At 51.3% G+C, this 15,728-nt stretch carries 14 protein-coding genes; 12 read left to right on the top strand and 2 right to left on the bottom strand.

What is annotated here, in order from left to right:
* The first annotated feature begins 357 nt into the window (after nucleotides 1-357).
* Nucleotides 358-2,058: a DUF87 domain-containing protein gene (locus tag H6F91_RS07015; RefSeq protein WP_190771728.1), complete on the top strand. Its 1,701-nt coding sequence runs from the start codon at nucleotides 358-360 to the stop codon at nucleotides 2,056-2,058.
* Nucleotides 2,059-2,153: 95 nt separating this feature from the next.
* On the opposite strand, the gene H6F91_RS28240 is transcribed toward H6F91_RS07015, so the two are convergent.
* Nucleotides 2,154-2,282 carry a hypothetical protein gene (locus H6F91_RS28240; protein WP_277874367.1) on the bottom strand — a complete coding sequence of 43 codons (129 nt, stop codon included), beginning with the start codon at nucleotides 2,280-2,282 and terminating at the stop codon, nucleotides 2,154-2,156.
* Between the two features lie 446 nt (nucleotides 2,283-2,728).
* Here H6F91_RS28240 and H6F91_RS07010 point away from each other — a divergent pair, with 446 nt between their 5' ends.
* The 10 genes from H6F91_RS07010 to H6F91_RS06965 all read left to right on the top strand — a co-directional run bounded on the left by H6F91_RS07010 (nucleotide 2,729) and on the right by H6F91_RS06965 (nucleotide 10,593).
* Entirely contained in the window at nucleotides 2,729-4,246 is a 1,518-nt protein-coding gene (locus tag H6F91_RS07010; RefSeq protein ID WP_190771729.1) for an AAA family ATPase, read from the top strand.
* A gap of 194 nt (nucleotides 4,247-4,440) precedes the next feature.
* Nucleotides 4,441-5,175 (top strand): SIMPL domain-containing protein, encoded by a 735-nt coding sequence (locus tag H6F91_RS07005; RefSeq protein ID WP_190771730.1) that lies wholly within the window; start codon nucleotides 4,441-4,443, stop codon nucleotides 5,173-5,175.
* 53 nt (nucleotides 5,176-5,228) lie between these two features.
* A complete protein-coding gene (locus tag H6F91_RS07000) occupies nucleotides 5,229-5,987 on the top strand; it encodes a HEAT repeat domain-containing protein (protein WP_190771731.1) in 759 nt (252 codons plus the stop codon).
* Nucleotides 5,988-6,015: 28 nt separating this feature from the next.
* A complete protein-coding gene (locus H6F91_RS06995; RefSeq protein WP_190771732.1) occupies nucleotides 6,016-6,633 on the top strand; it encodes a hypothetical protein in 618 nt (205 codons plus the stop codon).
* Nucleotides 6,634-6,854: 221 nt separating this feature from the next.
* Complete coding sequence (locus tag H6F91_RS06990; RefSeq protein WP_190771733.1) at nucleotides 6,855-7,811, top strand: M20/M25/M40 family metallo-hydrolase; 957 nt, start codon at nucleotides 6,855-6,857, stop codon at nucleotides 7,809-7,811.
* Nucleotides 7,812-8,136: 325 nt separating this feature from the next.
* Nucleotides 8,137-8,811 (top strand): TPM domain-containing protein, encoded by a 675-nt coding sequence (locus H6F91_RS06985; RefSeq protein ID WP_199307683.1) that lies wholly within the window; start codon nucleotides 8,137-8,139, stop codon nucleotides 8,809-8,811.
* Nucleotides 8,812-9,236: 425 nt separating this feature from the next.
* Nucleotides 9,237-9,446 carry a DUF2997 domain-containing protein gene (locus tag H6F91_RS06980; RefSeq protein ID WP_190771735.1) on the top strand — a complete coding sequence of 70 codons (210 nt, stop codon included), beginning with the start codon at nucleotides 9,237-9,239 and terminating at the stop codon, nucleotides 9,444-9,446.
* Nucleotides 9,447-9,494: 48 nt separating this feature from the next.
* Entirely contained in the window at nucleotides 9,495-9,881 is a 387-nt protein-coding gene (locus H6F91_RS06975) for a DUF1257 domain-containing protein (RefSeq protein WP_190771736.1), read from the top strand.
* 26 nt (nucleotides 9,882-9,907) lie between these two features.
* Nucleotides 9,908-10,099 (top strand): hypothetical protein, encoded by a 192-nt coding sequence (locus tag H6F91_RS06970; RefSeq protein WP_206754909.1) that lies wholly within the window; start codon nucleotides 9,908-9,910, stop codon nucleotides 10,097-10,099.
* 20 nt (nucleotides 10,100-10,119) lie between these two features.
* Nucleotides 10,120-10,593, top strand: a complete 474-nt coding sequence (locus H6F91_RS06965) for a ferredoxin (protein ID WP_190771738.1) — start codon at nucleotides 10,120-10,122, stop codon at nucleotides 10,591-10,593.
* Nucleotides 10,594-10,795: 202 nt separating this feature from the next.
* On the opposite strand, the gene priA is transcribed toward H6F91_RS06965, so the two are convergent.
* Nucleotides 10,796-13,324 carry a primosomal protein N' gene (gene priA, locus H6F91_RS06960; RefSeq protein WP_190771739.1) on the bottom strand — a complete coding sequence of 843 codons (2,529 nt, stop codon included), beginning with the start codon at nucleotides 13,322-13,324 and terminating at the stop codon, nucleotides 10,796-10,798.
* A 963-nt stretch (nucleotides 13,325-14,287) separates the two neighbouring features.
* Between priA and H6F91_RS06955 the strand changes: the two genes are divergently transcribed.
* On the top strand, nucleotides 14,288-15,538 hold the full coding sequence (locus tag H6F91_RS06955; RefSeq protein ID WP_190771740.1) for an RpoD/SigA family RNA polymerase sigma factor: 1,251 nt from the start codon (nucleotides 14,288-14,290) through the stop codon (nucleotides 15,536-15,538).
* Nucleotides 15,539-15,728: the final 190 nt, after the last annotated feature.

The raw sequence follows: 15,728 nt of genomic DNA, 5'->3' as shown, positions 1-15,728 counted from the left end.
CTGCAAGGAACGATATGAATTGCGGCAGTTACGTCAGAATATCGACGGTCTACCAGACGAGGGAGACAACAGTAACTGATGTAGAGCTGCAGCTGATCGAGCGGTGCCCTAGATGGTGATCCTTAGTAGCAAGTAGATGGGCTGTCATGCCTAGACTACACGGTTCAAAACAGACGGTTATCCGTGAATTCTCTACGTTTATGGGAAAGATTGGCTAAAGATTTCGGGGATCTCAACGGTGGATGTCTCTTTTAAGGAAACCGTGTCTTAATGCACGTTTTAGCTTTTGAGTAATCTGTCTCTAGAGAGATACAAAATTAAACATGAGAGTAGTACCGAGGTAAGGCGAGAGCGGGTATGGCAAGCGACCAGTTCAACCACGTGAATGATTCCTCTACCTTAACGATTGGAACGGTGAAGGGTCCGGGTGAGAATGGCAACCAGTATGTCTTCATCACAGCGGATAATCGCTATGTCAAGGTGGGGGAATTCGTCTGCTATCAGGTGGGCGGGATGGATGAAACGGATGAAACCCACCAGATTTTAGGGAAAATATCGGCGCGCCGTCTGATCGACCATTTGCCTGACCGTATTTTTGCGGATACCGAAATTAGCCCAGAGACGATTGCGGCATTAGTAGGGTTTGCTCACCCCAATCCAGAGATTTATGAAGTGACCGTGGATGTCATCGGCTATTTTGATGTCCGTTTAGGCTTCATCAACCCTCGGGTGGCTCCTAAGCCCGGCGCCAAGGTCTACCTTGCGAGCGACGGGTATCTTCGGCATGTACTGAATCGGCGGCAAGTGCGAGATGTGGGATCGGCACACATGGGTTCGTTGTTGCTGCGATCTCAGGGGGCTGTCCCAGTGGTGCTGGATGTAAAAGAGCTCGTCAGTACTCATATGGCTATCTTGGCGGGGACTGGGTCGGGGAAATCTTATACCGCTGGTGTGCTGGTTGAAGAACTGATGGCTCCTCATAATCGAGCAGCAGTACTTATTTTTGACCCCCACGGCGAGTATGGCACGCTCGAGGATCTGCGCGGTCACCCTGCGTTTCAGGATGAGGATGGCTATGCTCCTCAGGTAAAAATTCTCAAACCTGAGGATATTCGCATTCGGGTGTCATCCCTGGACTTTTATGATGTGGTGACCCTGCTCCCTAATATGAGCGATCGCCAGCAATCCATCCTCAGCAAAGCATTTGGAATTTTACGTAACCGGATGGGCGATCGCCGCTGGAGTGTCAATGACCTGATGGATGCGGTATTTGATGCCGATCGCTCTCAGGATGAGGATGGAAATGAGAAAAAAGGCAGTTCTGCCGAGGCCTTGGAGTGGAAGCTGGATAAGTTAGCCCGCTCTGATTACTTCCACACCGCTGATCATTTAGCTCCCAAAGATTTGTTTCAGCCCGGACAGGTGACGGTGCTCCAGATGAACGAAATTAGCCAGGAGGAGCAGCAAGTGATCTGTGCAGCGATCCTTCGGCAGGCCAATCAAGCCCGTATGAACACGCAGAAGGAGAAGCTGGACCCCCAAGACGAAAACTACCTGCCGTACCCGGTGTTTATCTTGCTGGAGGAAGCGCACCGATTTGCTCCAGCCCATGAACCCTCTCGGTGCAAAATGATTTTGCGCACGATCTTAAGTGAGGGGCGTAAGTTTGGTTTGGGGGTCGGGCTGATTACTCAACGTCCTGGAAAATTAGATTCAGACGTATTGTCTCAATGTATGAGTCAATTCATCATGCGAATTGTTAACCCGGTCGATCAGGACAGCCTGAAGTACGGCGTCGAGGCGGCTGGACGAGACTTGCTGAAAGAACTTCCGGCCCTAACGAAAGGCCAGGTAATTATGGCTGGAGCTTGCGTCAATACACCAGTGCTGTGTCAGGTGCGGCAACGGTTGACTCAGCATGGTGGTCAGACGCTGGATGCCCCAGCAATGTGGCAAGACTTCTTTCAGCCCCATCAAGTGCGTAGCCGCACTATCGAGCAAGCCCCACCTGCGAGCCGTCCCCGATCGCGTACGGTACGAGGGGTCAGTATTGATTAGTCAGGCTTCTTGGGGATGTCTGGTAAACTTTGTGCCTTAGTCTTCTCGGTAGACTGTACAAGGTTACGAAGGCGTATGAATTCAGAACAGTTAGTTTAAGAGCGATCGCGCCGGAAGGTTACTGCAACCTCTCGAGGAGAGGAGGATTGGGAGCGTTGTTCACCAACCGCAGGTAGCACTGTAAAAATCGATAACCACAAAACGAGGGCAACGACCTCAAACATAAATTTCCTTGCACCGACTTAACAGTGGTGCTGAGTGAATGTACGGAAAATTGACCACAATGATTCTGGCATGAACATAGGCAAATACATCCATCCCCTGAAGTAGGTTTTTGATTTCTTCAACAGGCTTTCCTGGAGAGACACGGTCGACTGCTGACACTCAGACTCCGGGTTCTAAAAGGTATCAGGGGAGATAGAGTCTCCAGGTGTGGTGCGCTAGAAAGCCAGCCAGGTCAGCCCGGTACACCAAATCTGAAGGCTTTAATCCAAGTAAGTGGGTGGGCATTATTAAGCATGACCCCCAAATACTGTGCTGCCTGCCTCGTGGGTGGCACAGTATTTGGGGGTTATGCTTAATTCAGTTGAGTGGCTTAAGCTGCTGAGAATGCCACTGAGACTGGGAACATTAGAAGCATTCCCTCCGCGATCGCCCGCTAGGTGCCATTATGTCCCCTGGACCTGTCAGTGTTTCCTTTTTTACGGACAACTGGGCCTATCTCAAAACTGAGCTGAGCTGGCTCGATCGGGTCTTGATGGTTTCGGTTTCTCGACAGCGCAAAGAGAACCAGGGAGTTGATCGAATAGCCCAGACGGCTGCAGATCGGGTCAGCAGTCATTGGTGGCGGGGCATGATTTCCCTGGATGGGGGAAAGGGGGCTTATGATGAGCATCGGCCACCCTCCCAGAACCCTGCTCAAAACGGGTCGGGCCGTTACCAGCAGCAGTTAGAAGTACGCATTCGAGCCAGTCAGCAGCAGGGGGTAGTGTTGGCATTACCATTGCTGTGCGATCGCCTTGGCCTGGATGTGTTCGAGAAGAATCTCGTACTGATGGCCCTGGCCCCCGAAGTGAATCGGCGATATGGGCAGCTGTATCGATTCTTACAAGGGGCTCCAGATGCAAATACGAGTGATTTGCCGACGGTTGATTTAGTCCTCCGGTTGCTATCTCGTAACGATGCCGAATGGCGTGCTGCTCGATCGTGCTTGCGTCCCCAGGCACCCCTTGTGAAGCGGGGTCTGCTGCGGTTCCTTCCAGAAACTGCTGAAACGTTGCTCAGCCAACGACTTCAATTAGCCCCAAGGCTGGTTGATTTTCTGCTGGCCGAGGTACCCCTGAACACAGATTTAGATGCAGTGCTTGGGAAATCTGATGAGAGCTCTGAGAGTATTTCACCTCCCCCATGCTGGGTGAGCTCTATTCCGTCAACGGTTTGGGACGATTTAGTTTTGCCTGCGTCTTTGCTCCAGGATCTTCAGGGGCTTTGTAAAAAACTAGAAATTCCCCTCGCATTCCCTTCTCCGCTGGAGCCGCGCTTTGCTGTACCTGACGCTACCCTGGGCCGGGGAGCGATCGCTCTACTGACGGGGCCACCCGGTACGGGTAAGCGCACAGCGGCGGGAGCGATCGCCCACAGCTTAAATCTCCCACTAGCCGAGTTAGATTTGGCGACCTTAGCTCCTGAACAGTACGCTGACGTGTTACAGGCTCTGGCTCAAGAGAATCTGCCTGTGTTGCTTATCCGAGGGGCAGAACTTTGGCTACGGCGCTCATCACCGCTATCATCCGAGGCCTTGCAAGGATGGCTAACCCAACGTCGGCAACGATCAGGGATTACGCTGTTGAGTGTGACCTATGCCGAGGCCGTTGCCCTGCGCTGGCAACGACAGATAGATACGGTATGCCAGTTCTCCAAGCCGCCGATGGGCGATCGCCAAGTTCTCTGGCAACGGGCTTTTCCAAAGACCGTTCCTCTAGCCGAAGGGCTTGACTGGTCAGTCTTAGCCCAGCAGTTTGCTTTGACGGGTGGAGAGATTCGGGCGATCGCTCAAACCGCGATCCATCATTTAGCAATACGTGGGGGTGCACAACTCACTTACGAGCATCTGGCGGTGGCTCTTCTGGAGCGAGGTTTGACATTGGTCGTTCCAAAGCCGAAGCGGTCGCGTCCGAAGCGGAGCTGAGATCAGCAGAAAATAACTAACGCTAAGCGGCGGCAACCCCCCGCTTCAAACCGGGGGCAATCTTAAGCCGTTGAGTACTAGCAAGATAAGTTGCAAAAACCGTAACCAAACCCCTCACGCTGTTTCCGGGTGGCAGACTAAAACTATGGCCGCCAGCTTTAAGCTGGCAACAAACAATTGGTGAGGAGCCTGTTATGAAACCCGATCACCTGGTTCGTGTACCTCAAACTTTGTCATGGAAAGTTCTCCTGCCTTTAGCTGTAGGTTGTTTGAATTTAGTAACGATGAAACCGGCGTTGGCTGATGAGCCCTTGACCCGTGTGATAACGGTAACGGGGGTAGGGACTGAGAATGTTGCAACGAGCCAAGCCCAGGTACAGCTTGGGGTAGAAGTGCAGGGAGAGACTGCCGAGGAAGTTCAGGAGGAGGCTGCACGACGATCGGCGGCGGTAGTGGAGTTTTTGCGATCGCGCAACGTCAGCAACCTTCGTACCACCGGAATTACCTTAAATCCCATGTATAACTACACGGACGGTGATCAACGCATTATTGGTTACATGGCCAATAACAGCGTGCAGTTCCGTGTTTCGAATGAAGTTGCTGGCACCATTCTGGATGATGCTGTGGCAGCTGGGGCAACACGGATTGATAGTGTCAGCTTTATTGCGGCGGATGACGCACTGAGGCAGGCGCGTCGGCAGGCTCTACGAGAGGCAACCGAAGATGCTCAGGATCAAGCTGAAGCGGTCTTGGATGCACTAGGGCTTTCCCAGCAAGAAGTTGTAACCATTCAGGTCAACAGCATGTCCCAGCCACCGGTTTACCCCCCCTTAGCTCGCCAAGCTATGGCGGCGGATGAGGCCTCAACTCCTGTTATTGGAGGAGAACAAGAGGTCATGACAAATGTAACGTTGCAAATTCGTTACTAACTGCTCCCTGAAGGGGCATTCTTTGGGGCCACCCGTTGCTGTAAAGTGGCAATATGCATGATAACGATGACATATCCGTTCTGGAGGCTGAATTAGAAGCCAGTCCACTGGATGAACTGGAGAACTTGGAGGAAGTCGCCGAGTTTCCGGGGCCAGATCCAGAGGAGATGTTGGTTTTGTTGCGATCGCCCCAGAACCAGCAACGGATGATTGCAGCTCGTGCCTTCTGCGAGCTGGAAGAGCCTCGTGCCATCCCTGATTTGATTACTTTACTGAGTGATGCCTGCCCGCTGATTCGGGTGAGCGCGGCTTATGGGTTGGGGCGTAATCCTGCACCATCAGCAGTGGAACCCCTGATCCACCAGTTGCACCAAGACTGGAATGGGTATGTGCGCAAAGGCATTGTGTGGGCTTTAGGCAATTGTCGCGATCGCCGCGCCCTTGAGCCATTGCTCCACGCCCTGAAGACAGACATCTCTGCAGTGCGCTTGTGGTCGGCCAGTGCCCTGGTACAGATGACCCATGTGGGTTATGAGGCCATCATTACAGCGATGCCGCCGTTGATTGAAGCTTTACGGCGCGACCCGGTGGCGGCGGTGCGTAGTAATTGTGCCTGGACAGTAGGGCAGCTAGCGCGTGAGTTACCTTCTAACGTCATCTATGCCACGGCAGTAGATGCCCTAATTGAGGCGTTTGCCGAAGATGAAGACTTGGGAGTCCGCGAAGATGCGCGTCTGTCGGTCTTGAAAGTAGGTGATGCACGGGGCCTGCAGGTAATCGAAGAAATTGAGCGGGATGGTCTGCTACTTTAATCAGATCTAAATTGCTTAGGAAGAAAAAATGAATCGTTCCATGCTTTCCCGGTGGATGTCTCTGGGGACTGTGCTTCTGTTGGGGGCGATCGCTCCTAGCTTAATGGCTTCCCGTTCTCAGGATGGGGTAACAGCTCGCGTGCGTGATGACGGCATGACTCTGGAAATCCGCGCGAATCGTCAGCGGATCACTCTGAGCCCAAATGATTTTAATGTTCGTGTGTTGAATGCTGTGAATTGTCAGGAAGCTCAGGTTTCCCCTGAGCAGCAGCTTGCAGGGACCCGCTTTTTCCCATCTGTGGCGGTCGATGCGCAAACGGGTAATGTAGCCGTCGCGGTGCTTTTGCAAGAGTGCTATGAAACTCAAGTGAGCGCTGTGTTTGTGGTGGATCCTCAAAATAGTGGTTATGCACTGTATCGAGTGCAGGCTCCAGGGCAGACGGTTCCTCAGGATGAGTTCACGACGTATCCTCTCAACAGCATTACTGGGTTGGGTTATTTGAATAATGAGCTGTTGATTCAGCACGGAGATGCGTCGGGGGGCGAAGCGCTGCTGGTTTATACGACAACAAATCATCCAGAGGGGACTTATCGGGGATGTTTGTACACTGAGCCTGGGGAAGGCAATCGCCTCTGTCCTCGATAGCTGCTTCAGGGCTTACGCGTTGATGTTGTATGTGTTGTACGAAGCACCCCACACACAACATCAATGCTCCAAATAGGTTGGGCTTGCGTAAGTTCTAAGGTTATTTTTGCGCTTGAGGGTAAAAACAGCTTCACATAGATTCTGAGAAGGGATACGTTGGAAATGCTGCTTGAGGGCTGTGTCTCTAGAATGGAGGCGCACCCTTGACGTAGTAGAAAATTATGAGGCGGTTTAAGCTCTTAATAGGGTTGTTTACTCTGGCTCTGCTGATCAGCCTAGGGGGGTGGAGCTGGTTTCGAGGGTTGTCAGAGCCAGCACCTCAGGTGAAGGTGGAGTATCCGGTGGAGGCGTTACGGGTGGATGGCGATCGCCTCCTGGCCCATGTTGAAGCTCTGGCTTTTGAGCGGGCTGACCCTGTGAGTCGTGAGCAGGCGCGTAGTTACCTGACCGATGCGCTGCAAACTGCCGGATGGGCGGTGACTGAGCAGACCTTTGAATGGGGCGTTAACCTGGTGGCAGATCGGCCTGGAACCGACCCTATGGCTGGGGTGGTGATACTGGGGGCACATTACGATACGGTGGTGCGATCGCCTGGAGCAGATGACAATGCAACAGGTTTGGCTGCGGTGCTGGAGGCTGCCCGTATCTTCCATAGCTTAGATACGCGGCGTACTCTGCGACTGGTTTTGTTTGACCTGGAAGAAGCAGGGTTGTTAGGGAGCCAGGCGTTTGTGACGAATCTCGCTGACTCAGGTCAGATGGATGCAGTTGTGCTGGACATGATTGGCTATCGCTGCACGGAACCCGGTTGCCAGTCCTATCCGCCCTTGCCGATTCCCGCTCCTTCTGAGACGGGCACTTTCTTGGCGGTTATTGGAGATCAAGGGCACGGATATATTGCTTCAGCCTTTCATCAATATCTGGATGCAGCCCTTCCTCCTGTTTTTACCCTGAATGTGCCACTCCTGGGGCCGTTGCGTCCTGATATGTTGCGCAGTGATCATGCCCCCTTTTGGGATGAAGGCATCGGGGCTGCGTTGGTGACCGATACAGCCAACTTCCGTAATCCCCATTACCATCAATCAACAGATACCCCTGAAACCCTCGATCCAGAATTTTTTGAGGGAGCAGCTCAGGTTGTCATCAATGCACTGTTTGCCCTCCTCAATCGTGGGTAAAGGCGAGCTGGGAAGCGCGTACAAAAAATTTGTAATCCTTGCTTGTGAGAGTAGCAACGTAATCGCTACTGAATGCCAGATTTAGTAGATGAAGTCTACTAAATCTGGCATTCGTGCTCCATATCTAGCAGCTTTGAAAATACACCGGCTTTGAATCATGTAGGGAGCCGTTCGAGCTCATCATGAAAATGCAAGAGTCCGGAGTGAAGTTTCTGCATTTCACCATGGGCTGTTGTATGGTGAAAAATGAGGTTGCCAGGAAAGGATAACAATGAGTTTTTTTGATCAGGAAATAGGGTTTAAACGCTGGACAAAACAAGGTTTGATGGCGATCGCCACCTGTTTTCTAGTGTTACAGACTTGGTTCGGTATAGTACCACCCGCTATGGCAACGGGGGTTTATGAAATGCCGCTTCAATCACCTGATGAACCTATGTGGGTGTTAGATCAGGCGGATGTACTGAGTCGTATTAACCAGAGCAGCATTACTGGATCCTTAGCAAATTTGGCTAGTTCCACAGGAAATCAGGTGCATCTGGTGACGATCCATCGGTTGGATTATGGGGAAACCGTTGAAAGTTTTACGAATGATTTATTCGAAACCTGGTTTCCTACTGCTGAAGAGCAGGCCAATCAAACATTATTAGTGTTAGATACCCTCACCAACAATGCCGCCGTTCGAGCGGGTGATCAAGTGAAGCACCTGCTAACGGATGGTATTGCTGCCAGCATTGCCCAGGATACGTTGATGGAACCCTTGCGGAAGGGCGATCGCTACAACCAGGCGTTTCTTGATGCGAGCGATCGCTTAATTGCAGTACTGTCGGGTAAGCCTGATCCTGGCCCACCGCAAGTTCAAGCAGAGGTGCAAACGGAAGGCACATTTGCTACTCCCGAAGATACAAAAGGTAGCAATGCAACGATTTGGGTGGTTGCGTTGCTGATTGCCGCAACGGTCATTCCCATGGCAACCTATTATCTATACCAAGCCTTCCAATAGCTAGAATTTACAGTTGGATGATCCAGAAATGGATCATCCAACATTGCCATCAACTTAAAAACCAATGAGAAAAGGCTGCTATTTCACTAGAAAATTTATACTCAGGTAACTATTTTTTAGGTTATGTCTGCGCGTGGCTAACCCTCTTAAAGTCTTTCCAGAAGCATTAATTTAGATCAACCAAAAGTCTTCCTTTAGATTACCCTGATCGGCTTGACGGCACCTGTAACTTAAGTAAAACTAACTACAAGAGTAACCACTTCTCATAAACGTGAAGTTTTACTAAGGTTTCCCTGGATTTTCTAAGTAAACCTTACACGCGTTCACATAGAATATCCTCAGGGAACGCAGACACAGAAATTGGATTTGCTCCCAAATCCAAGTTATTCATATTTGCCAGAGTCTCGGTTATCTCGCGAAACGGCATGGAAACACTAGAATTTATCATTTTTCCCGACGGTCGAGTCCAGGAGAAGGTGACAGGCATTGTGGGAGCCTCCTGTGCAGAGGTCACCGCAGCCATTGAAGCGCAGCTGGGGCAGGTTGTACATCAAGAGCAGACCTCGGACTATTTTGCCCAACCCATCAGCCAGGATACGGCTGTGAATGTGAAACCCTCAATTTATGAGTGGTAGTTTTTACTCCCTTTTTGAACACCTCGTTTGACTTAGTCAGCAGAACCTATGTCACACTTTAGCCAGATCAAAACTAAAATCCGCGACCTGACTTGTCTGCAGGAAGCTCTCAAGGATGTGGGCACCGAATGGAAGGTTGGCCCGCAGCCTATCCGTGGCTACCGGGGGCAGACCCGCGATGCCGAAGTAGTCATTGAGCAAGACAATGGTTACGATGTAGGGTTTAGCTGGAACGGCCAGGAATATGAGCTGGTAGCTGACCTGCAATACTGGCAGCAACCCCTCACCGTTGAAGGTTTTCTGAATCGCATTACCCAGCGCTATGCCTATCACACGGTTGTGAAGCAAGGCGGCAACAATGGCTTCCAGGTGACAGAAGAGCAGCGCCAAGCTGATGGTTCTATCCGCCTGGTACTCCAGCGTTGGAACGGCTAAGTCATCCAGCCATGGAGGCCAGCACAATGCTGGCCTTTATCGCTTGTTGGTTAAGGCCTTTACCATTGATTATCACTCGTAAAAGCCTCGCCCAGCGGGGCTTTTATGTACATCAAAAATTGATATCTATCGTCACGCTCATTTTCGTTGCGGCAAAAGATGGCATGACGCTAAAGCCAACTCCCTTCTTCTGCCGCAATGAAAACGAGCCTAGCTAATAACGGATGAGGGTTGTGTAATGGATGAATTATCCCCATCTTTCCAATCGGATTCTGGAGAGGATGCTGTGAAGCCTACAGGGTTTGAACCAGAACTGGGTGGACAATGGCGCAATGCTTCTGAGCGAACTGGATTTGAGCCCGAACTTGGGGGCATGGTGCGCCAGCGCGGTGTTTATGTGGACGAAATCACCTGCATTGGTTGCAAGCACTGTGCCCATGTAGCTCGAAACACGTTTTATATTGAACCTGACTATGGGCGATCGCGCGTTATTCGTCAAGATGGTGACCCTGATGATGTGATCCAGGAAGCGATCGATACATGTCCAGTAGATTGTATTCACTGGGTTGATTACACTGAACTGCGCAATCTGGAGGAAGAGCGTAAGTATCAGGTAATTCCTGTAGTAGGTTTTCCCATTGATCGCTCGGTTGTGGCAAGCATTAACCGCCGTCGCCGGGAAGCGGAGAAAAAGAAGAAATCATCTCACTAAGGCATACCCTATAGCGCTGTGCACGTTGGTTAAGTACGGTGATGTGGGGCACTTTGTGCCCCACATCACCGTTGCTGTACTTAACGCACTTGCACATTGCTATAAAGCTGGGGTGCATCCCTAAAGCTAGCTTTAAAGGTCATGTTTTCATTCACATCGGACATGAAAGCATGACCTTTAGAACAGGCACAAGCATTCAACCTTAACCCAAATTCAACGGATCCACATCGACTGTCAAACTAACGGAGCGAGGGCAGGCTATGCGGATGCTGCTCCAGTCAATTGCATTGGGGACGGCTTCTATTGCTCCCTTCAGCAGAATTTGCCAGCGATAGCGACGGGCTACACGGGCGATCGCCGCCGGAGCAGGGCCTAATAGTTCCCACTCAGGGGCCAGAGAGCGTAAGTGCTGAGCTATCTCTGAAGCGGTGCGCCTGACTACATCCTCTTCAGTGCCGCTCAACCGCAGCAGCACCAACCGGCAATAAGGCGGATAACGTAGGGTCGATCGAAAGCTTAATTCTTCCTCGGCAAAGGGTTCGTATTGTTGCTTCTGAACTGCTTGAATGACGGGGTGTTCGGGAGAATAGGTTTGCAGAAAAACCTGGCCCTGCTCCTCACCCCGCCCGGCTCGGCCTGCTACCTGGACGAGTACTTGAAAGGCGCGTTCTCCAGCCCGGTAATCTGCTAGGTGCAACAATCCATCCGCTGCTACTACGCCAACTAGTGTCACTAAAGGTAAATCAATGCCTTTAGTCAGCATTTGAGTGCCAACTAAAAGGTCGGCTTCTCCCTGGGCAAAGCGCGTGAGCAGCGCCCGGTGGGCACCCTTAGCGCGGGTCGTATCACTGTCGAAGCGGATACAGCGAAGGTCAGGAAACTGCCGTGATAGCTCCTCAACGACACGTTGAGTTCCACTGCCAAATTGCTTGAGATAAGGCGAGTCACAGGCTGGACACAGAGATGGGTGGCTGCTGGTATGGTTGCAGTAGTGACATCGCAGCAAGGGGGCGTAGTCGGGATTAGGCTGGTGATAGGTCAGCGAAATATCACAGTGAGGGCAGTTCAACACATGGCCACAAGCCCGACAGGAGACAAAGGTGCTGTGACCTCGCCGATGAATAAAGAGCAATCCCTGCTGCCCCCGTTCTCGTAATGTGCCCAACGCATTCTGTAAAGAGCGGCTGAAAATGGAACGGTTGCCCTGGAACAGTTCCTGCCGCATATCAACCACTTGGATTGGTGGTAGGGGCCGAGCCTGGATGCGATGAGGAAGGGTGAGATAACGAATGTTGGGTTGAGTCGTTGGATGGGTGACCGAAGTAGAGGCGATCGCTTCCTGCCACGTCTCCAAATCAGGTGTAGCGGAACCCAAAATCAAGGGACAACCTACCTGTTTTGCTCGCCACTGTGCCACGGTGCGGGCATGATAACAGGGAGCCGGAGAGTCTTGCTTAAAGCTGGTGTCGTGTTCCTCATCCAGCACAATTAAGCTCAGGTGATGCAGCGGTGCGAAGATGGCCGAGCGAGTGCCAATCACCACATGGGGTTCAGGCATGAGCATTTGCCGCCAGGTGTCGTAACGTTCGCCATCGGAGAGCGCACTGTGATAAAGCAGCACCCGCTTACCGAAGCGGGCCCGAAAGCGATCGGTGAGCTGAGGCGTAAGGCCAATTTCGGGCACCAGCACCAGAACGGATTTGCCCTGCTGGAGTAGGGGGGCGATCGCCTGCAAATATACTTCTGTCTTTCCCGATCCCGTCACGCCATGCAGCAGAATTGTCTGCCCAGATTGGTCTTTTGGCTGGTTTGTTTCTGCAAGAATGGCAGCGACGGCCTCTGCCTGATCTGGGGTTAACGTCTGCGCCTGGTCGGCCTGAACAGAGCCATCTAGTTCTCGACGCAGCACTTCTCGGCTCTGCACAATCACACAGCCTTTTTGTTCCAGGCTTTTCACGACCGAAGAACTGGCTCTACAAAGTTGCAGCAGGTCTTGTAACCATAATTCGCCCCCCTGACGTCGTAGCACCTCGAGCACTTCTCGCTGACGTGTGCTCAGATCTGTTCGTCCTTCATCTGTAAGGGTGACCGCTTGGCGTTGCTTCGGGCGGACAGGTTTAGGAGGTTCTAGGTAACTTTCGACCCAGCCTAAAGCTAATAACTCGCGGAGCCCTTGATTAGCACGAGGTACTTGTCGTTGCAGATAGTGCCAGGTGTAATCAGCGGTGGGGGTGCTTTGCAGCAGAGTAATGAGGCGATGGGCTGCGGGGGTTTGGGTTGACAGCACGGCATCACGGGGAGCAATGAGGCGGATGCGGCGTTGCGATCGCCGCAATAACCCCGGTGGTAATGCCGTTCTTACCACCTGCATGAGCGGTGCACAGTAATAGTCTGCAACCCGCTGCAGCAAAGACCAATAACCTGCCGGAAAAAAGCCTCGACCGACGACTTCTTCAACTGCCCGGATTTGAGTCGTGTCTAAATCATCGGGTAGCTGAGTCACTCGCCGTAAGGCAAGGCCTCCCATTTGCTGCGCCCCAAACGGCACGCTGACAATATCCCCTGGCTCTACCATCAAACCGGAAGGAATGCGATAGAGATAACTCTCAAGCGCTCCTGGACAATCTACGAGTACATCGACCCAGAGTTGCTGCGCTTCACCATAGGCGTTTGGGGTTTCGCCAACCTGCAACCCGCCTTCGGATGCAACTGTGAGATCGGACAACACCATAGACGAAGGAACCGGGTAACCCGCAAGGAACGGCATATTCAGGGCTTACTCAAAGAAATTTCCCAGGAACGTCCTTACAGAAAGCCTTTGTCAAAACCTGCCTCTTTAGTTTAGAGCAGGGGCCTGACAGAATGGCGTCAGCCCGACAAAAATAGTGCATATGTTCTTTTTGTTATCTATTTTGCTCCTTCTAAAATAACTAACTCAGACCAGGAGCCTAGGCTTATCGGCACTCGCCCTACTTCAGAGACACATTTAACCCAGCGATCTAAAACCTAATCTTTTGCAATTGGTGCCTCATAGAAGAACCCCAAAAAGCTTTTAAAGAGCTGGGTTCGGTGCCAATGAGGTCTGTTCGATCGACCAGGCTTTTTGTCAGCAATCTTTCCATCGAGGCTATCGATCGAATAGTAATAGAACGGGTCAGAGTAAAAAAACGATCAGCCCTACTTATATAAGTCTAAAGACTGACGAAAGCGGAGATTTAAACAGACCTTGCTAGGCTGATTTGGAAAAGCCGGCCAAAAACATTAAGGAATGTAGCACATTCTTGCATTTCCAGATCTGTGTAGTAAAGTCAACGACATCCCAGATTGATTCTGACCCCATAAGGGTGCATCAAGCTATCAAAATTTCCGGGTTGATCGACCGGATTCGCACTAATTGATCGAGAAGTTCGATGGTAGGTTGGGGGAAGGGATCGGTCGTCTGTTTTAAAAACCTGATCACTGACTCAAAATTAATAATTTATTTCGGTAATATCTTGGCGAAAATGCGCTAAGCGTTCTATAAAGTATTTGGTAATTCTGTTCAAACCCTCAAGAGAGGAAGTCTAGAAGCTCTGAGCCTGACGATTCGAGAATTGCTTTCTTCCCTTGATCGCACAAAATTAATTGCCATTTGCGCGCTCGCCCAGTCTAATTTTGACCCCCGTAAACCTCAATTATCAGGATCGGCCCCACTATGCCAGCACGATTACATTTAAGTCCAGAATCTGAGAGTGATGATGCTCATGGGGCTTTTTCTCGATCAATTGATCTGGAGATTAATCCGGATGAAGAGTATTTCTCTGAACCCGATCTAGGGGCTGATATTATCGAGCCGGTTGATCGTTCTCGACAAGACAAGAGCAAAATCGCAGATGACTTGGATGTCTTTGAAGACTTTTCTCTGACCACAAATTCAGAGTCTGATGGCGTTGATTTTGCCCGAGAGGTAATTGAGGATCTGGTTTCAGACTATGCTCCGGGTTATCGAAAAACGGCATCTGATGATGCTGTTGGAGCCTTCTTTAAAGAGATGGCGCGCTATCCTTTGTTGCGCCCCGGTGAAGAAATTGAACTGGCACGTCAGGTCAAATTTTTAGTAGAAGTTGATGAATTGCGCGATCGCCTCCGGGAAGAGCTAGGTCGCACGCCTCTGAAAGCTGATCTGGCTCAGGCCCTTAACGTCACAGAACGTCAGCTCGATCAGAAGCTGCATCGCAGTCGTACAGCCAAGCGCAAGATGATTCGCTCCAACCTGCGGTTGGTAGTGTCTATTGCTAAGCGCTACCTCAATCGGGGAGTACCTTTTCTGGATTTGATTCAGGAGGGGGCGTTGGGTTTAAACCGGGCCACTGAGAAGTTTGATCCCGATAAGGGTTATAAGTTCTCGACCTACGCCTACTGGTGGATTCGTCAGGGCATCACTCGTACGATCGCCAACGACGCCCGTACGATTCGTCTGCCTATTCATATTGTTGAAAAGCTCAATAAGCTGAAGAAGGCTCACCGGGAACTGCGGCGTGACCTTAACCGCAACCCGACGGAAGCAGAGCTGGCCCAGGCGCTTGATATGCCCCTGGAACAATTGCGCAATTTGCAGCAGGTGCGGCGGCGATCGCTCTCCCTCAACCATCGCGTGGGTAAGGGAGAAGACACGGAACTGATGGAATTGCTGGAAGACAGCACCACCCAGTCTCCCGAAGCAAAAATGAATGAGGCGATGCTGCGCCAAGAAATCTATACCATTCTCAGTGATGTCCTGACAGAACGGGAAAAGGAAATTATTGCTCTACGCTATGGTTTGCTGACAGGAGAAACCCTCACCCTGGAGGAAGTTGGCGGTATGTTTAACCTCTCCCGTGAGCGAGTGCGGCAGATTCAAACCAAAGCGATGCGGAAGCTGCGGCGGCCCCAAGTTGCGGCCCGCCTGAAGAGTTGGCTCCGCTAACTTAGCGACAACGTTCCACAAGTGGCTAAAAGCACAACCTACGTTCAACGCACCAAAGCAGAGCTATTTAGCTCTGTTTTTTTTGTTGTAATCCTTTCACTTAGGAGGTTTCTGCATAAGAATTTACCCAGAATGTTGGTGCTTTGCCCGCGAAGCGGGCAAAGCACCAACATTCTGGGGGTAATTTCAT

Origin of the sequence: Leptolyngbya sp. FACHB-8, assembly GCF_014695575.1 — a bacterium.
Taxonomy (GTDB): Bacteria; Cyanobacteriota; Cyanobacteriia; order Elainellales; family Elainellaceae; genus Vacuolonema.
Note: the sequence above shows the minus strand (reverse complement) of the source record. Positions and strands in the feature narration are given on the sequence as shown.